This is a genomic window from Streptomyces sp. AM25, from assembly GCF_058146165.1.
The window spans coordinates 47,658-67,109 of the sequence record NZ_JBKIWN010000005.1 but is presented as its reverse complement, the minus strand read 5'-3'; the positions used below and the strand labels follow the sequence as shown (position 1 = coordinate 67,109).

Annotated in this window: 17 protein-coding genes and 2 pseudogenes; 13 read left to right on the top strand and 6 right to left on the bottom strand. The window is 69.8% G+C overall.

From position 1 onward, the window contains the following. Positions 1–22 precede the first annotated feature (22 nt). Both ACLHRZ_RS07845 and ACLHRZ_RS07840 read left to right on the top strand, forming a co-directional pair. Positions 23–634 (top strand): phage tail protein, encoded by a 612-nt coding sequence (locus ACLHRZ_RS07845; protein ID WP_490417548.1) that lies wholly within the window; start codon positions 23–25, stop codon positions 632–634. Next, positions 631–1,275 carry a Pvc16 family protein gene (locus ACLHRZ_RS07840; RefSeq protein WP_490417547.1) on the top strand — a complete coding sequence of 215 codons (645 nt, stop codon included), beginning with the start codon at positions 631–633 and terminating at the stop codon, positions 1,273–1,275. The genes ACLHRZ_RS07845 and ACLHRZ_RS07840 overlap by 4 nt, the downstream gene beginning before the upstream one ends. A 13-nt stretch (positions 1,276–1,288) precedes the next feature. Here the strand turns inward: ACLHRZ_RS07840 and ACLHRZ_RS07835 are convergent. Both ACLHRZ_RS07835 and ACLHRZ_RS07830 read right to left on the bottom strand, forming a co-directional pair. Continuing rightward, positions 1,289–2,116, bottom strand: a pseudogene (locus ACLHRZ_RS07835) (RNA-guided endonuclease InsQ/TnpB family protein); the annotation flags it as partial. 487 nt (positions 2,117–2,603) lie between these two features. Then, on the bottom strand, positions 2,604–3,284 hold the full coding sequence (locus ACLHRZ_RS07830; protein ID WP_490417546.1) for a response regulator transcription factor: 681 nt from the start codon (positions 3,282–3,284) through the stop codon (positions 2,604–2,606). 269 nt (positions 3,285–3,553) lie between these two features. Between ACLHRZ_RS07830 and ACLHRZ_RS07825 the strand changes: the two genes are divergently transcribed. Continuing rightward, positions 3,554–4,240, top strand: coding sequence for a peptidoglycan-binding protein (locus ACLHRZ_RS07825; RefSeq protein WP_490417545.1), 687 nt, complete (start codon positions 3,554–3,556; stop codon positions 4,238–4,240). Between the two features lie 89 nt (positions 4,241–4,329). Here ACLHRZ_RS07825 and ACLHRZ_RS07820 read toward each other — a convergent pair whose 3' ends face one another. Beyond that, positions 4,330–4,623, bottom strand: coding sequence for a hypothetical protein (locus tag ACLHRZ_RS07820; protein ID WP_490417544.1), 294 nt, complete (start codon positions 4,621–4,623; stop codon positions 4,330–4,332). A gap of 451 nt (positions 4,624–5,074) precedes the next feature. On the opposite strand from ACLHRZ_RS07820, the gene ACLHRZ_RS07815 reads away from it, so the two are divergent. From ACLHRZ_RS07815 to ACLHRZ_RS07780, 8 genes and pseudogenes are all read left to right on the top strand, one after another. Beyond that, positions 5,075–5,956, top strand: coding sequence for an NADase-type glycan-binding domain-containing protein (locus ACLHRZ_RS07815; RefSeq protein ID WP_490417543.1), 882 nt, complete (start codon positions 5,075–5,077; stop codon positions 5,954–5,956). Further along, positions 5,953–7,254 (top strand): COG1470 family protein, encoded by a 1,302-nt coding sequence (locus ACLHRZ_RS07810; protein WP_490417542.1) that lies wholly within the window; start codon positions 5,953–5,955, stop codon positions 7,252–7,254. The genes ACLHRZ_RS07815 and ACLHRZ_RS07810 overlap by 4 nt, the downstream gene beginning before the upstream one ends. A gap of 107 nt (positions 7,255–7,361) precedes the next feature. Further along, positions 7,362–8,861 (top strand): peptide MFS transporter, encoded by a 1,500-nt coding sequence (locus tag ACLHRZ_RS07805; RefSeq protein WP_490417541.1) that lies wholly within the window; start codon positions 7,362–7,364, stop codon positions 8,859–8,861. Positions 8,862–8,872: 11 nt separating this feature from the next. Beyond that, a complete protein-coding gene (locus ACLHRZ_RS07800) occupies positions 8,873–10,861 on the top strand; it encodes a CocE/NonD family hydrolase (protein WP_490417540.1) in 1,989 nt (662 codons plus the stop codon). 83 nt (positions 10,862–10,944) lie between these two features. After that, positions 10,945–11,469, top strand: coding sequence for a PadR family transcriptional regulator (locus ACLHRZ_RS07795; protein ID WP_490417764.1), 525 nt, complete (start codon positions 10,945–10,947; stop codon positions 11,467–11,469). After that, positions 11,466–12,161, top strand: a complete 696-nt coding sequence (locus tag ACLHRZ_RS07790; RefSeq protein ID WP_490417539.1) for an ABC transporter ATP-binding protein — start codon at positions 11,466–11,468, stop codon at positions 12,159–12,161. The genes ACLHRZ_RS07795 and ACLHRZ_RS07790 overlap by 4 nt, the downstream gene beginning before the upstream one ends. After that, a pseudogene (locus ACLHRZ_RS07785) lies at positions 12,148–13,167 on the top strand (FtsX-like permease family protein); the annotation flags it as partial. The gene ACLHRZ_RS07790 and the pseudogene ACLHRZ_RS07785, both read left to right, overlap by 14 nt. 366 nt (positions 13,168–13,533) lie before the next feature. Further along, positions 13,534–14,565: an FtsX-like permease family protein gene (locus ACLHRZ_RS07780; protein ID WP_490417763.1), complete on the top strand. Its 1,032-nt coding sequence runs from the start codon at positions 13,534–13,536 to the stop codon at positions 14,563–14,565. Between the two features lie 53 nt (positions 14,566–14,618). On the opposite strand, the gene ACLHRZ_RS07775 is transcribed toward ACLHRZ_RS07780, so the two are convergent. Further along, on the bottom strand, positions 14,619–15,593 hold the full coding sequence (locus ACLHRZ_RS07775) for a LysR substrate-binding domain-containing protein (protein WP_490417538.1): 975 nt from the start codon (positions 15,591–15,593) through the stop codon (positions 14,619–14,621). A 131-nt stretch (positions 15,594–15,724) separates the two neighbouring features. On the opposite strand from ACLHRZ_RS07775, the gene ACLHRZ_RS07770 reads away from it, so the two are divergent. Both ACLHRZ_RS07770 and ACLHRZ_RS07765 read left to right on the top strand, forming a co-directional pair. After that, complete coding sequence (locus ACLHRZ_RS07770) at positions 15,725–16,276, top strand: peroxiredoxin (protein ID WP_490417537.1); 552 nt, start codon at positions 15,725–15,727, stop codon at positions 16,274–16,276. A 5-nt stretch (positions 16,277–16,281) separates the two neighbouring features. Further along, on the top strand, positions 16,282–16,815 hold the full coding sequence (locus ACLHRZ_RS07765; RefSeq protein WP_490417536.1) for an alkyl hydroperoxide reductase: 534 nt from the start codon (positions 16,282–16,284) through the stop codon (positions 16,813–16,815). Positions 16,816–17,009: 194 nt separating this feature from the next. On the opposite strand, the gene ACLHRZ_RS07760 is transcribed toward ACLHRZ_RS07765, so the two are convergent. Both ACLHRZ_RS07760 and ACLHRZ_RS07755 read right to left on the bottom strand, forming a co-directional pair. After that, positions 17,010–18,341, bottom strand: a complete 1,332-nt coding sequence (locus ACLHRZ_RS07760) for an AI-2E family transporter (RefSeq protein ID WP_490417535.1) — start codon at positions 18,339–18,341, stop codon at positions 17,010–17,012. A 157-nt stretch (positions 18,342–18,498) separates the two neighbouring features. Beyond that, positions 18,499–19,215, bottom strand: coding sequence for an aggregation-promoting factor C-terminal-like domain-containing protein (locus ACLHRZ_RS07755; RefSeq protein ID WP_490417534.1), 717 nt, complete (start codon positions 19,213–19,215; stop codon positions 18,499–18,501). Between the last annotated feature and the right edge of the window lie 237 nt (positions 19,216–19,452).

The following is a 19,452-nucleotide window of genomic DNA, read 5'->3' as shown; positions in this document are numbered from 1 at the left end:
CCCGACACCCACGAAAGACACCATGCACGCACGTCCTTGGCCCGCCGAGCCGCCGGCCCCGCTGCCCGACCCCACCGTGCCCCCGCTCGTTCCCGGGAGCCGGTCCTTGCGCGCCATCCTTCCGGAGAGCTACCGGCAGGGCGACTTCGCCGACCGCTTCGTCTGCGGGTTCGACGACGTACTCGCTCCCGTGATCACCGCACTCGACTGCCTGGACGCCTACTTCGGTGCGCGCACGGCACCGGACGACTTCGTCACCTGGATGCTGCGGTGGACCGACACCGCTCTGCCGGCCTGCGTCGGAGCGGCCGGACGGCGCAACGCACTCCTGCTGGGACACCGGCTGCACGGGCTGCGCGGCACCAGGACGGGGCTCGAACTGCTCGTCCGCGACGTGCTCGGCGGCCGGGTCGAGATCACGGAGTCGGGCGGGACGCACTGGAGCGTGTGGCCCCAGGACCCTGTGACACCGGACGGGCGCGGGGCGTGGACACACGTACGGGTGCTGCTGCCGCACGGCATGACCCGCGGGCGCCCCGGAGCGATCGAGGAGGTCGAGGAGTTGGTACGGGAGTGGATCCCGGCCCATGCTGCCGCGTGGGTCGTGGTCATGGGCGGCGAGGAGCAGCCATGAACGTTGTCCGGCGAGCCGACAGGGCTCTCGAAGCGGAGCTGCTGCGCGGCCCGTTGCGCGGTGTGAACGCCCAGGTCGTCTTCGAGACGCCGGACGCCGACTGGGCCGCCCGGCGCCCGAGGCTGTGCGTCAACGCCTTCCTCCACGGCATTGAGGAGGACGCGTCCAAACGGCAGGCGGGCGAGAGCAGCATCATCGACGAGCAGGGTGTCGTGGTCGGCTACAGCAGCCCCAAGCGTTCGTTTCTCCTCAACTACGCCCTGACGGTGTGGGGTCGGTCTCCTCAGGACGAGCACCGCCTGCTCGGCACGCTGCTGGAATGGTGCGTCTGCACCGAGAAGCTCGTACCGTCCGGTGACGCGGCCGTGGTCGAAGACCTTGCGTTGAACCTGCGGGAGACCGGGCACGGTACGGAGACGCCCCTCTCCAGGATCTGGCCGAGTCTGGGTACGCCCGTCAGGCCGGCGCTCGACCTGATCGTGACGGTGCCCGTCGGCCGGCCCGGTGCCGAGGTGAGCACCGAGCCGGTGCGAGGCCTCACGCTCCGGACGCGTCGGACCGACGGGTCCCGCGCCGGAGCCGAGCCGCCCGGGCCCCGTCCCTCCGCCCGGCTCCGGCGCAGTGTCGAGGAGATCGTTTGACGTGTTCCCTGGTCTACAGTCCGGGGATTCCGGCCTGGGTCGTGTGACCCTTCCGGGGGCTTCCTGCTTCACCGCGCTGTGCGGGCACGTGTGCCCGTCTTACCGGCGCTCCACAGGCGTTGCGTGTCTCCGCCCGTCCGGCGGCGACGATACGGCGTCCTTCGACGAGGATGTTGCGGGCTGCATTGTGGTCGCGGTCGTGCACGGTGCCGCACGCGCCGCACATCCACTCCCGGACGTGCAGGGGTTTGGAGCCGTCCCGGAATCCGCAGGCCGAGCAGACCTGGGAGGACGGGGAAGCACGGTCCACCCTGGCGAAGGTACGGCCGTGTTTGACTGCCTTGTACTCCAGCATGCCGACGAACGCGGACCATCCCGCGTCGTGCACGGACTTGGCGAGCCGGGTGCGGGCGAGGCGGGACACCGCGAGGCCTTCCACGTACACCGCTTGGCTGTCGCGGATGATCTGTGTGGATGCCTTGTGGTGGAAGTCCCGGCGCCGGTCCGCCACCTTGGCGTGCCGGCGTGCGACCTTGATGCGGGCCGTGGCCCGGTTCTTCGGCCCGTTGGCCTTGCGGGACAGCTCCCGCTGAAGACGCCTGAGCTTCTTCTCCGCCCGGCGCAGGAACCGCGGGCTGCCGACCCTGCTGCCGTCGGACAGGACGGCGAAGGCGGACAGGCCGAGGTCGATACCGGCATCGGTGCCCGACTCGGGGAGGATGTCCGGTTCGGTGTCCACGACGAAGCTGAGGAAGTACCGGCCGCAGCTGTCCTTGGTGACGGTCAGGGACGTGGGCGCGGCCGGAAGCCGACGAGACCACCTGACCTTGAGACGGCCAACCGTCCGGGTATGCCCGGTAGTTGTAGCGCAACTGCATGACCGGGATCCTACTGCGACCGGCCTCACGGACGAGCAAAACGACTACATACGGGAAGACACGTAGCTCCGGCAATACACGTGCACTTGGACCTCGTGACGAAGCACCGAGCGAGGTCTCCAACGATGAGATGCTGACGCGCTGTGAAGAGATCACGCGCAACGTGCGTGAGAACTTCGAAGCGGAGCTGAAGGAGTTGGGCGTCTCCGCTCGCCTGATATGGCCGGATCTCACCGGCTGCATCAACTGCGCCATCATGCACAGCAACTGTGGTCGCTCTCGTACTTCTCGGCATCGTGTGGCAGAACGCCGCCAATGACCGTCCGGCAGTAAATCGAGCAGCAATATCGGCTCTAAAGTGTACGTCAGAGCAGCCTTGAAATGCATTCATCCCCGGCGTGAACGCCGGGTCTTTCTATAAGAGTCCAGGTAAGTCCCCGCCCGCAGACGTCACTTGGCCGCGGTGGCGGAGCGGCCGGCGCCGAGGAGGCCCGCTTCGTAGGCGAGGACGGCGGCCTGGGTGCGGTTGTCGAGGCCGAGGCGGGTGAGCATGCGGGAGGAGTACGTCTTGACGCTGGCGAGGGACAGGTGGAGCGTTTCGGCGATCTTCTGGTTGGTGTAGCCGGCTCCGATGAGGGCCAGGACGTCGCGCTCGCTGTCCTTGAGCGAATCGATCCTCCTGAGCATGACGTCAGTGCCGCCCGGCGTCCTCGTCTCGGCCCTGCCGACCAGTTTCGCCAGGACCGTGGGGGACATCACGGTGCCTCCGACCGCCACCGTCCGCACCGCGGCGATGAGTTCCTCCGAGCGGAGATCCTTCAGCAGGTAGCCTGCGGCTCCTGCCCGCAGCGTCTCGATCACGAGATCGTCGGTGTCGAAGGTGGTCAGGGCGAGCACCTTCGGGGGGACGTCCAGCCGCATCAGCTGGAGCGTGGCCTCCACCCCGTCGATGTGCGGCATGCGGAGATCCATGATGACGACGTCGGGCGCGTGCTCCCGGGTGGAACTGACCGCCTCCGCCCCGTCGGCCGCCTCCGCCACGACCCGCAGGTCTTCTGCCGCCTCCAGCACCGTCCGCAGACCGGAACGGATCAGACTCTGGTCATCGGCAATCAGAACTCGGATCGACACTGGCGGTTCCTTCGCTGTGAAAGAGGGGGGACTGCCCGGGGAATGAAGAGCCGCAGGACGGAGGGGCCCGTCGACAGGGAAAAGAGTTCCACAGCGCGCGCCTCTGAATCGCGTCAAAGGTTGACTGCTTGCGCAGGTGGTCCAGGATATTGCTATTCAGGTCGACTGGATCGGTCTTCGGTCGCAATGAAGGTCCCAAGTGATGCAGAATGAATCAGACTTGACAGCGATTCAGGTCCTGAACGTCGTGCCTATCGGAGGAGAAGAAGATGTCGACCAGGTATCCCGGAGCGCAGTACTTCGGCCCGGGGAAGTCCAACGACCACATCACCATGCTCGGCGGCCTTTTGATCAAGCGTGGCGGACGCCGCTTCTACCAGCAGGGTGCCGGGCCCCGTTGGGGTACATCGGACCTCAATGCCACGCGCGCCTTCCAGTTGGCGCAGGGGTGGACCGACAGTGCGGCGGACGGAATTCCGGGGCCGCGGACGTGGGACTACCTGGTGAACGGCAAGGGGAAGGACATATCCGCCGGCGCGTCCGCCGGAACGGCGGCCAAGTCCTCCGGAGGCGCGGTGACTTCGCCGGTCCCCGGATACCGGGTCAACTATGCCTTCGGCGCGAGCAACAGCCGCTACTCGAGCGGCTATCACACCGGCGACGACTACGCTGCGCCGACGGGCACCCCCGTGGTGGCGGTCCGGTCCGGAACCATCGCCTGGGCCAACGCGAACGGCGGTGCCTACGGCAGCTGGATCGGCCTGAATGCGGACAACGGCCGTACCTATGTCTACTGCCACCTCTCGGCCCGGTCGGTGACCGCCGGTCAGAAGGTCAAGGCCGGCGAGACGCTCGGCAAGGTCGGGGCGACCGGCAAGGTCACCGGCCCCCACCTCCACTTCGAGGACCGCCCGCGCGGTGGGGGGTACGGCCAGGTGCGCAAGCCGTCCTGGTGACGTCCGCGTACGGGCGTCCGGCGCGTCGTCCCGGCCACGGGGGACGGGCGGCGCGCCGGGCAGAGGCGATTGCCGTGAGGCCGGGCCTGTCATCCGCCGCTGGGATCCCAGTGGTCCCTCGACGCGGCATTGAGCCGGGCGGCGTTGCCGAGAAGCCTGCGGAATTTTCGCATATGGCTTGGCGGCGGATCGCCGATGGCAGTAGTGACGGCAGGATTCATGTCTTCGTCCGTCGGCCGATGAACCGAGGTGTCGAGGAGATCGCGGCGCAGTTCCTCGAGCTCTCTGCGCAGTTGGTCGATGCGGTCGGTCAACGGTGCTGCATGCACGGTCTCGGGGAGGGGTGCTGCCATCGGTTCTGCGGCCTTGTCCGGTTCGGCCATCACTTCGAACTCCTTGGCCCGGTGGGGAGATCTCTCGGTTCGGACAGTGTTCGGCGGAGTCGAGGCTAGGCAGGCATTCCATACAAGTGATCGGGAGATGGTTGACACTTGGGCACCGGAGTTGATTTGCAGTCAGTCGATCTTCACCGGGCCGGAAAGGGTTATTCTCGATCTCGACAAGGGGAGGTGGCACATCATGATGCCGTTCCCGTCCGGCGAACCGGCCCGGGAGACGCCCGGGAGCCGGGACATCTGCAGTTCTTGCGGAGTGCCTTCACACGAAGGGGAATTGTTCTGTGTCGCGTGCGGCAGCTATCAGGGATGGGATCTCGGCACGCCGGCCGGCCGCCCCCCGACCATCCCGGAGCCGCCCCTGGGCGCCCATCCGGTGGCCGCTGCGAGCGACCCACAGGTGTGGCCTGCCACTGCCGACGAGGATTCCGGACTCGGCATGTCCGCCGTTCCGGCATACGTGCCGCCGCACGACCCGTGGGCCGGAGGGCAGTTGTCCGACGCCGTACTGGAGGCGCGACCGGTCGTCCAACAGGCTCCGGAGACCACCGTCGACGGAGACGCCGTACCGCCGGTGTACGACGTGCCCCGTCTGGTTCTGTGTCCCGAGTGCCGGGGGAGCAACCCGGCGACGCGCACCTTCTGCGCGCCTTGCGGAGCTTTGCTGCGCCCGCGACCCGAGCCTCCGGCCCCGACGCGATGGCAGCGACTGCACAAGCAGTACCTGGAGCGGCCCAGGACGTGGCACTGGGACCGCCGTCTGATCCTGTTGCTGGCCGTCTTCCCGGTGTGCCTGGCCGGCTGCATGTCGGCAGGAGCCGCCGCGGGCGTCGCGCAGCAGGGGATGCCGCGCATCAAGGACCACTTCACCGACCAGAGCGTGGTCGCGCCGGAGTCGGTGGAGGCGTCGAGTTCGTCCAAGGGCTTCGACGCGGAGTATGCGACCGACGGTGTCGACAACCGGGCCTGGGCGCCTTGGGGGAGCGGCACCGACGCGGTCGGCCAGAACTGGACCGCCACGTTCCAGCGGCCGTTCCGGTTCACGACCCTCGTCGTCATCAACGGCGGATCCACCTCGCCCCGGGAGTTCCTGCAGACCGGCAGACCCACGAAGATCACCGCGACCGTGACGACGGCGGACGGGCGGCGGGTACAGAAGGAACTGACGCTCGCCGGCCAACCGGGACCGCAGCACTTCCGCATGGGCATCGACGCAGTCGTGGCCGTCGACCTCCGCATCGACGCCGTGCACAACGGCCTCAAGCCGGACATGCCGGTCGCCGTGGCGGAGGTCCAGTTCTTCATGCGGAAGACGTCATGACGGTACGGGCAGAGCTGATCGTCCCGGACGAGCCGGTGCCCCCGGGCGGCGCGGTGACGGCCCATCTGCATGTGTGGAACGAGAGCCGGATCGTCGATGCCTACGATCTCCGGCTGGTCGGGCCGCCTGCTCAATGGCCCGACGCCGAAGCGGCGTTGGGTCAGCTGCCCGTCTATCCGGGCAATCACGAGAAGATCAATGTGCCACTCACCCTGCCCCGCGACAGCGGCCTGGAGCCGGGAGCCCTGACGTTCGCCGTTCGCGTCGCATCGGTGGAGGACACCGCTGCGGTCGTCGTGCCCGAAGCCGCCGTCGTTGTCGGGGAGTTCTGCGATGTCGATGTGGAACCCTCCCGTTCACGGGTGGGCGGAGCGCTGTGGGGGACCAACCTGATCGTCCTGCACAACACGGGCAACTCGCCGGCGACGGTCCGGCTGAGAGTGACGGCGGAAGCGGCGGACGCTCCGCTGCGGATCAAGGCGCGCCGGACCCGGCTGACCCTCGAGGCAGGGGAGAAGGCACGCATCAGTGTCACCCTGCTGGTGCGCAGTCCCGTGTTCTTCGGTTCGGCCGCTCACTGGAAGATCGGTGTCAGCGCTGTCTGGGACACCGACGGGATGCGCACTGCCGACTTCGTCCACCGCCAGCGCGCCGTCCTGCCCAAACCCGCGCTCAAGGCGATTGCCGCGTTCACGGCCGTGGCCGCGGCGGCTGTCGCCCTGTGGTTCTCGCCCCTCGCCGGGAAGTCTCCGGAGGCCAAGACCGAATCCGCCAAGGGGCCGTCCCAGGCCGAGGCCGTCCAGAAGGCGGAGAAGAAGGCGGAGGCCGAGAAGAAGGAGACGGAGAGCAAGGCGGAGAAGGAGGACGAGGAGGCCGGTGCCCTGCGGAAGAAGAAGCTGCAGGAGTCGCTCTTCGTTACTTCCAAGAAGCAACGCCTGCAGGACGATTACCGGGTGGCCAAGGGCTACCGGCTGAATCTGAAGAGTGTGCAGATCACGGCTTCCGGTCCTGCATCGGGCACCCTTCTGCTCAGCGTCGGCTCCCGGCCGCTGGCGACGCTGAGCCTGGACAAGGCCAACGATTACGGGCTTGCTGAGAGCCCCATGAAGCTCAAGGCGGGAGAGAAGCTGACTCTCCGGCTGGACTGCGAGACGGCTGTCGAGCAGCCCGGATCGATCCCGTCCCCCTCGGCCTCGCCGCCTCCACCTGCCCCCTCGGCCTGCACGGCGACCGCGGTGGTCATCGGTGAGCTCATCCCGCTCGAGGGGCCGTTCGCCGAACCGGAGACCAAAGCATAGTCGAGGTAAAGGCATGCTAAATGTAGCATGATTGTTTATGATCCAATAAAAAATGATTTGGCTGGTATGTTCGAGGGCAATTCTCGCGGTAGATGAGGAGCAATGCCATGGCCGCTGCCGCCGCCGAAACCGCCCGCAAGGACAGTCCGCCGGGCGAAAGACGTTCCTTTCTCGACCACCCCAAGGGGCTCGGTACCCTGTCGGGCCTCGAGATATGGGAGCGGTTCTCGTTCCTCGGCATGCAGGCCATCCTGGTGCTGTACTTCGCCGACACCGTGGCCGCGGGGGGCCTCGGAATGGCACCCGGCGCGGCCGCCTCGGTCGCAGCGGCTTACGGGACGCTGGTCTACCTGGTCTCCGTCGTCGGCGGCTGGCTCGCGGACCGCATGCTCGGCACCTATCGCGCCGTGCTCTGGGGCGGCATCCTGATCGCCTGCGGGCACTACGCCATGGGTGTACCGACGAGCGCCGCCACTTGGACCGGACTCGGGCTGATCAGCGCCGGCACCGGACTGCTGAAGCCCAACGTCTCCACGATGGTCGGCCAGCTCTACCGGCCCGAGGACCGGCGCCGCGACGCCGGTTTCGCGATCTACTACATGGCCATCAACCTCGGCGCCTTCCTCGGTCCGTTGATCGCCGGCTGGCTCGGCCAGGAGAAGGGCTGGCACTGGGGCTTCTCGGCCGCCGCGGTCGGCATGACCCTCGGCCTGGTCCAGTACGTCGCCGGGCGCCGCAACCTGCCCGGCCGGGGCGGGGCGGGCCCCGGCGCCCTGCCGCCGCACGAGCTGCGCCGGGCCCGGAAGCTGATCGGCTACGGACTGCTCGCGGCCGCCGTCACCGCCGTACTGCTCGCCGCCGGGGACCTGTTGACGCTCGGACTCGCGGTCAACGCCCTCACCCTGATCGCGGCCGTGGCACCGGTCGCCTACTTCACGGTGATGTTCAGGAGCCCGCGGGTGACCGCGGAGGAACGCGGACGGCTGCGCCCCTACCTCGTGCTCTTCGGCGCCTCGGTCCTCTTCAACATGATCCTCTTCCAGGCCTATTCGACGATGATGCTGCTCGCGACGAACAACGCGGAGACATCGATCCTGGGCTTCGACTTCCCGTCCACCTGGTTCGCCTCCGCACTCGGCGCGTTCGAGGTGGCGCTGGCACCGGTTGTCGCCGCGCTCTGGGTGCGGCTCGGGCGACGCCAGCCGCACGCTTCCCGGAAGATCGCACTCGGGGTGGTCCTCGGCGGACTGTCCTTCCTGGTGATGGTGGCACCCACCCTCGGACGGAGCGGCACCGACTGGAAGATGGCCGCCTGGTGGGTCGTCCTGTCCTACCTGCTCCTGGGACTCGGCGACGTCCTGCTGCAGACCACGGGCCTGTCCGCCAGCACCAAGCTCGCCCCGGCGGCCTTCGGCAGCCAGACCATGGCCGTCTGGTTCCTGTCCATGGCTCTCGCCAACGGCATCCAGGCCCAGGCCGTCAAGCTCTACGGGCAGATCCCCGACCCCGTGTACTTCGGCCTCAATGGCACCGTGGCCGTCCTCGGCGGCCTGGCCGTGCTGCTCGCCGGGCCCTGGCTCAAGCGCACCATGCACCCCGTCCGCTGAAGGGACCGTCCATGAAGATCCGTACCTCCTTCCCGTACGAGACCACCTGCGAGGACGTCCGCATCCCCCTCGCGGACGGCACCCTCCTGTACGCGCGCATCTGGCGCCCGGTCACCGAGGAGCCCGTCCCCGCGCTGCTGGAGTACCTCCCGTACCGCCTCGGCGACTGGACCTCGCCCCGCGACGCACAGCGCCACCCCTGGTACGCCGGCCACGGCTACGCCTCCGTCCGCGTCGACATCCGCGGCCACGGCAACAGCGAAGGCCTGCCGGGCGACGAGTACGACGCCACCGAGCTCGCCGACGGCGTCGAGGTCGTCAACTGGCTTGCCGCACAGCCCTGGTGCACCGGCAAGGTCGGCATGTTCGGCATCTCCTGGGGCGGTTTCAACGCCCTGCAGATCGCCGCCCTCGCCCCCGAACCGCTGAAGGCGATCGTCACCGTCTGCTCCACCGACGACCGTTACGACAACGACGTGCACTACATGGGCGGATCGGTCCTCGGCGTCGACATGCACGCCTGGGCCGCGACCATGCTCGCCTTCACCTGCCGCCCGCCGGACCCCGCCCACCTCGGCGACGAATGGCGCACGCTGTGGCGGAAGCGACTGGAGACGCTCGAACCGCCGATCCACACCTGGCTCGCCCACCAGACCCGCGACGCCTACTGGCGCCACGGCAGCGTCTGCGAGGACTACTCAGCCGTCCGGGCCGCCGTCCTCGCCGTCGGCGGCTGGCACGACCCGTACCGCGACACCGTGCTGCGCCTCGTCGAGTACCTGCCCGGACCGGCGGCCGGACTGATCGGCCCCTGGTCGCACCAGTACCCCGACCGCGGACTGCCGCCGGGCCCGGCCATCGGCTTCCTCCAGGAGACCCTGCGCTGGTGGGACCAGCACCTCAAGGGTGAGGACACCGGCATCATGGCCGAGCCGAAGCTGCGCTCCTGGATCAGCGAGTCGCACCCGCCGGCCACCACCTACCCCGAGCTGCCCGGCCGTTGGGTGGGAGACCCCGCCTGGCCGTCGCCCCACGTCACATCCGTCTCGTACGTCCTGCCCGGCGCCCCCGTCGAGGTGGACTCCCCGATGCACACCGGCCTGGACGCCGGCCGCTTCTTCCCCTTCGGCAACGACGCGGACCTCCCGCCCGACCAGCGGGAGGAGGACGCCAGGTCGGCCTGCTTCGACTTCCCCGTCCCGGAGGGCGGACCGGTCGAGATCCTCGGCAGACCGCGCGTGCGCCTGCGACTGCACTCCCACAGCCGCCGCGGCCAGGTCATCGCCCGTCTCTGTGACGTCGCACCGGACGGCTCGTCCACCCTTGTGACCCGCGGCGCACTCAACCTCACCGCCCGCCACGGCCGTGACTGCATCGAACTGTGGCCCGAAGACGCCGAGGAGGACGTGGAGTTCGACCTCAACGCCATCGGCCACACCTTCCCGCCCGGACACCGCATCCGCCTCGCCGTCTCCTCCGCGTACTGGCCGTGGATCTGGCCCCAGCCCGGCTCCGCGGGCTTCCTCCTGCACCCGGACGGCAGCGCGCTGGAGCTCCCGGTCCGCACCCCCACCACGGATACGGTCGCTTTCGCCGAGCCCGAGCAGTCCGCCCCGCTGGACGTCGTCTTCCCCGAGCCGGAGCAGCAGCGCCCGGAGCGCCGCGTCGTCCGCGACGTCGCGGAGGGCACCTGGTGCCTGGAGGTCGACCCCCGCTACGGCGGCACCCGCATCTATCCCGACGGCCTGGAGTTCACCGAGAACGCGCTGGAGACCTACACCGTCCACGAGCGCGACCCGCTGTCCGCCCGGACCCGCTCGGACTGGACGATCCGCCTGCGCCGGCCCGCCCTCGGCTGGGACGTGACCATCGAGACCCGCTCCGAAATCCGTGCGGACGCCCAGGACTTCATCACCTCGGACGAAGTGACGTGCCGGGAGTCCGGTGAGACCGTCTTCCACCGCACGTGGAACCGGCGCATCCCGCGCACCTCCGGCTGACGGCCCCGACAGTCCAACAAATCCGGCGGCGGTCATACCTTGACTATGCATTGCATGTATACATGCCGCGTAGTGTCGTCTCCATGTCCATAGGTCACACCCTTCTCGCCCTCCTGGAGTCCGGTCCGCGGCATGGTTACGACCTGAAGCGGACCTTCGACGAGCATTTCGGTCACGACCGGCCGCTGCATTACGGGCAGGTCTACGCGACCATGTCCCGGCTGCTGAAGAACGGGCTGGTCGAGGTCGACGGGATCGAGCACGGCGGCGGGCCGGACCGCAAGCGCTATGCGATCACCGACGCCGGTGTCACCGACGTCGCCCAGTGGCTCGCGCAGCCGGAGAAGCCCGAGCCCTACCTGCAGTCGACCCTCTACACCAAGGTCGTCCTCGCCCTGCTCACCGGCCGCGACGCCGCCGACCTGCTGGACGCCCAGCGCTCGGAGCACCTGCGCCTGATGCGCGACCTCACCCGGCGCAAGCGCGACGGCGACCTGGCCGACCAGCTCATCTGCGACCACGCGCTCTTCCACCTCGAAGCCGACCTGCGCTGGCTGGAACTGACCGCCGCCCGCCTCGACCAGCTCGCCAGGGCGGTGCGCGCATGACCCCCGACGGCTCCCTGATATCCGCCGCCGGCCTGCGCAAGGCCTACGGACCCACCACCGCCCTGGACGGCGCCGACTTCTCCATCCACCCCGGCGAGGTCGTCGCCGTCATGGGCCCCTCCGGCTCCGGCAAGTCCACCCTCCTGCACTGCCTCGCCGGCATCGTGCGCCCCGACGCCGGCACCGTCCACTACAACGGCCACGACATGGCCACCCTCTCCGACACCGCACGCAGCGCCCTGCGCCGCCGCGAGTTCGGCTTCGTCTTCCAGTTCGGCCGGCTCGTCCCCGAACTCACCTGCCTGGAGAACGCCGCCCTGCCCCTGCGCCTGACCGGCCACAAGCGCAAGGACGCCGAAGCCCGCGCCCTGCAGTGGCTGGAACGCCTGGAGGTCGCCGACGTGCGCCACCACCGCCCCGGCCAGGTCTCCGGCGGCCAGGGCCAGCGCGTCGCCGTCGCCCGCGCCCTGGTCACCGAACCCCGCGTCGTCTTCGCCGACGAACCCACCGGCGCCCTCGACTCCCTCAACGGCGAACGCGTCATGCAGCTGCTCACCGACTCCGCCCGGCAGACCCGCGCCGCCGTCGTCCTCGTCACCCACGAAGCACGCGTGGCCGCCTACTCCGACCGCGAGGTCATCGTCCGCGACGGCACCGCACGCGACATGGCGGGGATGTATGACGCCGCCTGAGCCCACGGCCGGGGAGACGCCCCCGGCCGAACGTCCCTCCGGGCCGACCGGCGCGGCGGCCTGGGTCCGCGACCTGGCCATGGGCATCCGGTTCGCCGTCACCGGCGGCCGCGAGGCCTGGCTGCGCACCGCGCTGACCGCGGTCGGCGTGGGGCTCGGCGTGGCCCTGCTGACGATCGCGGCATCCGTGCCGCACATGATGTCCGAGCGCCACCAGCGCAGTGCCGCCCGCGCGGTGGACAACCCCTCGATGTTCGACAAGCGGCTCGCGCACGAACTCGAGCCGGGCAGCGGCACGTTCCTCTACAAGACCGCGGACACCGACTACCACGACAAGCCCGTCCTGGGCGCCCTGCTGCAGGCCGACGGCCCCGCGGCCCCGGCGCCGCCGGGTGTCGGGGCCATGCCCCGGCCCGGCGAGATGGTCGTCTCGCCCGCGCTCGACGAGCTGCTGCGCTCCGACGACGGGAAGCTGCTGCGCGAACGGTTCGAGGGCTACCGGACCGTCGGCACCATCGCCCCCTCGGGACTCGTCGGCCCCAGCGAGCTCTTCTACTACGCGGGCAGCGACAAGCTGGCGCCGGGCCCCGGGACGATCCGCGTCGACGGCTACGGCCACGCCGAACCGGACATCCCGCTGGACGCCGCGATGGTCCTGCTCGTGATCATCGTGTGCGTCGTACTGCTCATGCCGGTCGGCGTCTTCATCGCCACCGCCGTGCGCTTCGGCGGCGAACGGCGCGACCAACGGCTCGCCGCGCTGCGGCTCGTGGGCGCCGACGCGCGGATGACCCGGCGGGTCGCGGCGGGCGAGGCGCTGGGCGGCGCACTGTTCGGCCTGTCGGCCGGTGCCGGACTCTTCCTGGTCCTGCGGGAGTTCGCGACCGACCTCACGATCCGGGACAGCAGCGTCTTCCCCTCCGACATCGTCCCCGAGCCCTGGATCGCGGCGTCGATCGCCGTCGCCGTGCCCGTGTGCGCCGTGGTCGTGACGCTGTTCGCGCTGCGCCGCATCGCCATCGAGCCGCTGGGCATCGTGCGCAACACGGTCGCCCGGCGCCGCCGGCTGTGGTGGCGGCTGCTGATCCCGGCGGCGGGCGCCGCCCTGCTGCTGCCGCTGTTCCGCAAGTCCTCCGGCTATGCCGAGCACTCGGTCCCGCTCGACACGTACCAGATCGCCGCCGGTTCGGTGCTGCTGCTCGTCGGCGTGACGGCGCTGCTGCCGTGGGCGGTGGAGATCTGCGTGTCCCGCTTCCGCGGCGGCCCGCTGCCCTGGCAACTGGCCGCCCGGCGGCTGCAGTTCAACAGCGGGCCGGCGGCCCGTGCGGTGAGCGGCATCACGGTGGCCGTGGCCGGGGCGATCGCGGTGCAGATGCTCTTCGCCGGGGTGCAGAGCGACTACACGACGTCCGACGGCCACGACCCCGGCCACTTCCAGGTACGGGCCTCGTACCGCCCCGGCACGGCCGAGGAGACCAGCGCCTGGGCCGAGCGGTTCCGCGCCACCAAGGGCGTGGAGGCGGTGAGCGGTTACGTGGAGCGCTACGCCGAGAAGCCGGGCGACACCAACGCGGTCACCACGATCCATGTCGGGGACTGCGCCACGCTGCAGCGGATGGCGCACATCGACTCCTGCCGCGACGGCGACGCCTTCGTGGCCCAGGAGCCCGGCGGCGACGTCGACACGGAGCACCGCTTCGCACCCGGCACCCGGCTGACGACGAAGGAGTGGAGCGCCCCGTCCGGGCAGAAGGCGCGCGTCTACGACTGGACGGTTCCCGCCTCGGCCCGTGTGGTGACGACGCGGCCGGACCCGTCCGGCGATCACCCCTTCGGCATCCTGGCCACGCCGTCCGCCATCGACGTCGCGAAGATCCCGGATGCGGCCACGACGTTCGTGGCCCAGGTGAAGAAGGGCGACCTGGACGCGATCGAGGAGTTCCGCAACACGGCGGCCCGCATCGACCCGTCGATGCGGGTGTGGCGCATGGGCGGCGTGGTGAAGGACAACCACTACGCGACGGTCGAGAAGGGCCTGCTGATCGGCGCGGTGGCGACGCTCGCCCTGATCGCGGCAGGCATGGCCGTGACGACGATCGAGCAACTGCGGGAGCGCAAACGGCTGCTGTCGGTGCTCGTCGCGTTCGGCACGCGGCGCTCGACGCTGGGCTGGTCGGTGCTGTGGCAGACGATCGTGCCGGTCGTCCTGGGCATGGCCCTGGCGGTGGGCGGCGGCCTCGTCCTGGGCTGGGCGATGCTGCGGCTGCTGCACAAGGGCGTCCGCGACTGGTGGTCCTTCGTCCCGGTGGCCGGCACGGGAGCGGCGGTGATCCTGGCGGTGACGGTGCTGGGGCTGGTGCCGCTGTGGCGGATGATGCGGGCGGACGGCTTGCGGACGGAGTGACGGTCCCCAAGTGCCGGATGGGCTGGACATGTCAGCCCATCCGGCGCCGGCCCTCACCCCACGATCCGCACCGGCAACTTCCGCATCGCGTCCCGCAACGCATCGGCGAACTCCTCGAACTCCCCCTGCCGCGCCGCCCCCGCCCTCATCGCCAGAGCGATCCGCCGCGACGGCGCCGGATCCGCGAAGCAGCCCGTGGCGAGTTGATCGCTTCGCCCCGTCTCCACACGCAGCGCCGTCCGCGGCAGCAGCGTCGTCCCCAGCCCCCCGCCCACCAGTTGCACCAGCGTCGACAGGCCGGCCGCACTGGTCGTCGCCAACGCCCCCTCCGTGCGCCCCGCCTCCCGGCACACGTCGAGCGCCTGGTCGCGCAGGCAGTGCCCCTCGTCCAGGAGCAGCAGGTCCAGCTCGCGCAGGGCGCTGCGCGGAATGTCCTCGCGCCCGGCCAGCCAGTGGTCGTTCGGCATGACGAGCACGAAATCCTCGTCGAACAGCGGCAGTTCGACGACGCCCGGCGCCCCCAGCGGCACCGCGAGCAGCAGCAGGTCCAGCCGGCCCTGCGTCAGCCCCTCCAGCAGGGAGGCCGTCTGCTCCTCGTGGACCTGGAGGTCGAGGTCCGGGTAGCAGTCGTGCACCAGCCGCAGCACCGTCGGCAGCAGATACGGCGCCACCGTCGGGATCACCCCGAGCCGCAGCACGCCCGTGAAGGGCGCCCGCGCCGCGTCCGCCTCCTCCAGGAAGCCGCCCACCGCGTCGAGGACCGTGCGCGCCCGCGCCGCCAGCCGCTCACCCGCGGGACTGAGCAGCACCTTCCTCGTCGTACGCTCGAGAAGCTGAATCCCCAGGGACTCCTCCAGCGCCGAGACCGCCCCCGAGAGCGCCGGCTGGCTCATGCCGATCGCCGTCGCCGCGTCGCGGAAATGCAGGTGCTCGGCGACCGCGACGAAGGCCCGCAGCTGCGCCAGGCTCGGCTGCCGGGGCCGCGCCGGGGCGGCCTTCGCCTGTCCGGCGCCTATGTCCACCACCACTGATAACCACCTCCGATCAACACGACCCAGTCTAGCTATTTCCGCTATCAATGCCTCCTGTGGCACTGTGGGAGCCGTCCAACCCGCAGGAAACTCCTCACCCAGGGTTTCCTCCGCTGCAAGGAGAGCGCGTGCTCACTGTCGGTGACAAGTTCCCCGAGTTCGACCTGACCGCCTGTGTCTCGCTCGAGAGCGGCAAGGAGTTCGAGCAGATCGACCACAAGTCCCACGAGGGCAAGTGGAAGGTCGTCTTCTTCTGGCCGAAGGACTTCACCTTCGTCTGCCCGACCGAGATCGCCGCGTTCGGCCAGCTGAACGACGAGTTCGCCGACCGTGACGCCCAGATCCTCGGTGTCTCCGGCGACTCCGAGTTCGTCCACCACGCCTGGCGCAAGGACCACAAGGACCTCCGCGACCTGCCCTTCCCGATGCTGGCCGACGCCAAGCACGAGCTGATGCAGGCCTGCGGCGTCGAGGGGGAGGACGGCTACGCCCAGCGCGCCGTCTTCGTCGTGGACCCCAACAACGAGATCCAGTTCGTCATGGTGACCGCCGGCTCCGTCGGCCGTAACCCCAAGGAGGTCCTGCGGGTCCTCGACGCCCTGCAGACGGACGAGCTGTGCCCCTGCAACTGGAACAAGGGCGAGGACACCCTCGACGCCGTCTCCCTGCTTGCGGGCTGATCTCCATGGCGCTCGATGAACTGAAGTCCGCCGTACCGGACTACGCCAAGGACCTGAAGCTGAACCTCGGCTCGGTCATCGGCAACTCCGACCTGCCGCAGCAGCAGCTGTGGGGCACCGTCCTCGCCTGCGCGATCGCGACCCGTTCGCCGATCGTGCTGCGCGAGCTGGAGCCGCAGGCCAAGGAGAACCTGTCGCCGGAGGCGTACACCGCCGCCAAGGCCGCTGCCGCGATCATGGCGATGAACAACGTGTACTACCGCACCCGGCACCTGCTGTCGGACCCGGAGTACGGCAACCTGCGCGCGGGTCTGCGGATGAACGTCATCGGCAACCCGGGTGTGGAGAAGGTCGACTTCGAGCTGTGGTCGCTGGCCGTCTCCGCGATCAACGGCTGCGGCATGTGCCTCGACTCCCACGAGCAGGTGCTCCGCAAGGCCGGGGTCTCCCGCGAGGTGATCCAGGAGGCGTTCAAGATCGCCTCTGTCCTGCAGGCCGTCGGTGCCACGCTGGACGCCGAGGCCGTGCTCACTGCGTGAGGCTCGACTCGATGGGGCCCCGCCGATTCGTCGGCGGGGCCCTTTTCGTGCCCCGTCAGGGGCGCGGGGAACTGCGCGATCAGCCACGACGCGCCCGCAGATGAGATCCGGGGCGGTGCCTCGGCTGCGGGCCGGCGGTGGGCCGGTCGCGCAGTTCCCCGCGCCCCTGACGGGGCGCCCGGCTTACGGGGCGCTCAGCGTGGTCCCGGGACCCGGCCCGCCCCCGGGTCCGGCGAAGCCTGCGGTGTCGCGGACTCCTTCGCGTATTCGCGCAGGTACCCCACCACCGAGTTGATCACCGCCACCAGCGGGACCGCCACGACCGCGCCGCCGATGCCGGCGATCATCGAGCCGGCGGCGACCGAGAGGATCACGGCCAGCGGGTGGACGCGCACCGCGCGGCCGAGGATGAACGGCTGCAGGACGTGGCTCTCGATCTGCATCACCGCGAGGACGACCGCCAGCACCATCGCCGCCGTGAACACGTCCTTCGTCACCAGCGCCACGATCACCGCCAGCGCGCCGGAGGCCACCGCGCCGACGAGCGGGATGAAGGCGAACAGGAAGATGAAGACGGCCAGCGGCACCGCCATCGGCACGTCGAGGAAGAACAGCCCCATGCCGATGAAGATCGCGTCGATCAGGGCCACTATCACCGTGCCCCGCACATACGCGGTCAGCGTGGCCCACGCCCGCGGGCCGGCGCCCGCGACACCCTCGCGGGCGGCGCTCGGCACCAGCTTCAGCAGCCACTCCCAGATCCGCCGGCCGTCGTAGAGCAGGAACAGCGTGCTGAACATGGCCAGCAGGATGCCCGTCAGCACCTCGATGATGACCTGGACGCCCTCTATGCCCGCCGAGGTGATGTCCTTGGTGTTGGTGCCGATCGCCTGGCTGAGGTTGTCGGCGATGTTGTTGATCTGCGACTGGGTGACGTGGAACGGGCTGTTGAGCAGCCAGCGCTTGAGTTCCTTGATGCCGTGCTGCACCTGCGTGGTCAGATCGTCCAGGTGATCCGTCACCTGCCACACCACGAACCAGCCGACCAGGCCCATCACGATGAAGCCGGAGATGAAGGTCAGCGCCGTCGCGAGGCCGCGCGGCACGCCGTGGTTCTTGAGCCAGGCGACGGTGGGCTGCAGCAGCGCCGTGATCAGCAGGCCCACGACGAAGGCCAGCACCACCAGCTGGACCGCGCTGATCACCTGCATCAGCACCCACAACGTGCCCGCCAGGATCAGCAGTCGCCAGCCGGCCTCGGCTGCGACGCGGACGCCCCAGGGCACCGCGGCCACCGGGTCCGGCCGCGACGGAACGGCCGGCGCGTAACTGGGCGGCGGGGGTACGTGGTCGGCCACCGGCTCGGCCGCCGCTTCGGACTCCGACGCGGCAACAGCCGGTTCGGGCTCCGGTGCGGCAGGGACGGGAACGGGCTCGGCGACGGCGGCCTTGCGCTCGTCGAGTTTCTCGGCAAGCCGCGTCAGGCCCGCTCCCAAGCCGCCGACCCACTGTGGCAATCTGGACATTTCTCTTCCTCTACCCCACTCCCCCGTGGCCATCCGACCCGACGTTACCCGGGCGGCCGCTCCACGGCCGAAACGATCCGTCGGGGAAGACACCACAGGCCCCCGACCTGGTTGAGGTCGGGGGCCCGGAAAAGCCGGCGAGGTGCGGGGCCGAGGCCTAGTACCAGCCGTTGGCCTGGTGGAACGACCAAGCGGAGCAGGGGCTGCCGTAGCGCTCGTTCATGTAGCTGAGGCCCCACTTTATCTGCGTGGCCGGGTTGGACCGCCAGTCGTCGCCGGCGGACGACATCTTGGAGCCGGGCAGGGCCTGGACGAGGCCGTAGGCGCCGGAGGAGGAGTTGACGGCCGTGTAGTTCCAGGTGCTCTCTTCGTTCACGATGTTGCTGAAGCACTGGAACTGGTCGCCGGGGACCATCTGCCGGGCGATCGCCTGGACGTCGGAGACGGAGTACGAGCCCTTGACCGCGAAGTCCGAGGCGTCGCGCGACGCGGAGCGGCTGGCGACCTGGTCCTGCTCGCGCTCCTTGGCGGCCTTCTCCTCGGCCTCCTTCTTCGCCGCGTCGTCGGCCGCCTGCTTCTTCGCGGAGGCGTCCTCGGCGGCCTGCTTGCGCGCGGCCTCCTCGACGTCCTTCTTCGCGGTGGTGTCGGCGGCGTCGGCCTGGGTGTCGGCCTGCTGCGTCAGGGAAGCGGTCTGCGCCTGGACGTTCTGTCCGACGGGGATCTCAGCGAGGAGCGTCGTGTCCGCTGCGGTGGCCTCGACCCGGTCGGTCGTCGCGCCCTGATCGTTGCCCGCTGCGACGCCCACGACGGCGCCGACGGTGGTGACCGCGGTGGCGGATGCCACGGCGAATCCCCGGACCGAAATCCGGCTCACACGGTTTCCTTCCAGCAGCACCCGCATCGGTGACCTCGCGGGCGCAATCGTGCCCCTGGCACTGGCCTCCGTCAGACGCGGCCCCTCAACAAGCAGGAACCGGCTGGTCACTGGAGGCACGGACCCGGTGGGCCCTCCCGCGAAGGAGGTCCGCATGATGCTCGGGCGGCATACGGCGACGCTGTTCAGTTTGTGTTACGCACCGCCCTGAGGGGCTGAAGTGCCGTATGCGGGGCC

What these genes read in the sequence shown, in the direction of transcription:
- ACLHRZ_RS07845 (WP_490417548.1), top strand. Translation starts at nt 23, where the DNA reads ATGCACGCACGTCCTTGGCCCGCCGAGCCGCCGGCCCCGCTGCCCGAC.
- ACLHRZ_RS07840 (WP_490417547.1), top strand. Translation starts at nt 631, where the DNA reads ATGAACGTTGTCCGGCGAGCCGACAGGGCTCTCGAAGCGGAGCTGCTG.
- ACLHRZ_RS07825 (WP_490417545.1), top strand. Translation starts at nt 3,554, where the DNA reads ATGTCGACCAGGTATCCCGGAGCGCAGTACTTCGGCCCGGGGAAGTCC.
- ACLHRZ_RS07820 (WP_490417544.1), bottom strand. Translation starts at nt 4,623, where the DNA reads ATGGCCGAACCGGACAAGGCCGCAGAACCGATGGCAGCACCCCTCCCC.
- ACLHRZ_RS07815 (WP_490417543.1), top strand. Translation starts at nt 5,075, where the DNA reads ATGTCCGCCGTTCCGGCATACGTGCCGCCGCACGACCCGTGGGCCGGA.
- ACLHRZ_RS07810 (WP_490417542.1), top strand. Translation starts at nt 5,953, where the DNA reads ATGACGGTACGGGCAGAGCTGATCGTCCCGGACGAGCCGGTGCCCCCG.
- ACLHRZ_RS07805 (WP_490417541.1), top strand. Translation starts at nt 7,362, where the DNA reads ATGGCCGCTGCCGCCGCCGAAACCGCCCGCAAGGACAGTCCGCCGGGC.
- ACLHRZ_RS07800 (WP_490417540.1), top strand. Translation starts at nt 8,873, where the DNA reads ATGAAGATCCGTACCTCCTTCCCGTACGAGACCACCTGCGAGGACGTC.
- ACLHRZ_RS07795 (WP_490417764.1), top strand. Translation starts at nt 10,945, where the DNA reads ATGTCCATAGGTCACACCCTTCTCGCCCTCCTGGAGTCCGGTCCGCGG.
- ACLHRZ_RS07790 (WP_490417539.1), top strand. Translation starts at nt 11,466, where the DNA reads ATGACCCCCGACGGCTCCCTGATATCCGCCGCCGGCCTGCGCAAGGCC.
- ACLHRZ_RS07780 (WP_490417763.1), top strand. Translation starts at nt 13,534, where the DNA reads ATGCTCTTCGCCGGGGTGCAGAGCGACTACACGACGTCCGACGGCCAC.
- ACLHRZ_RS07765 (WP_490417536.1), top strand. Translation starts at nt 16,282, where the DNA reads ATGGCGCTCGATGAACTGAAGTCCGCCGTACCGGACTACGCCAAGGAC.
- ACLHRZ_RS07760 (WP_490417535.1), bottom strand. Translation starts at nt 18,341, where the DNA reads ATGTCCAGATTGCCACAGTGGGTCGGCGGCTTGGGAGCGGGCCTGACG.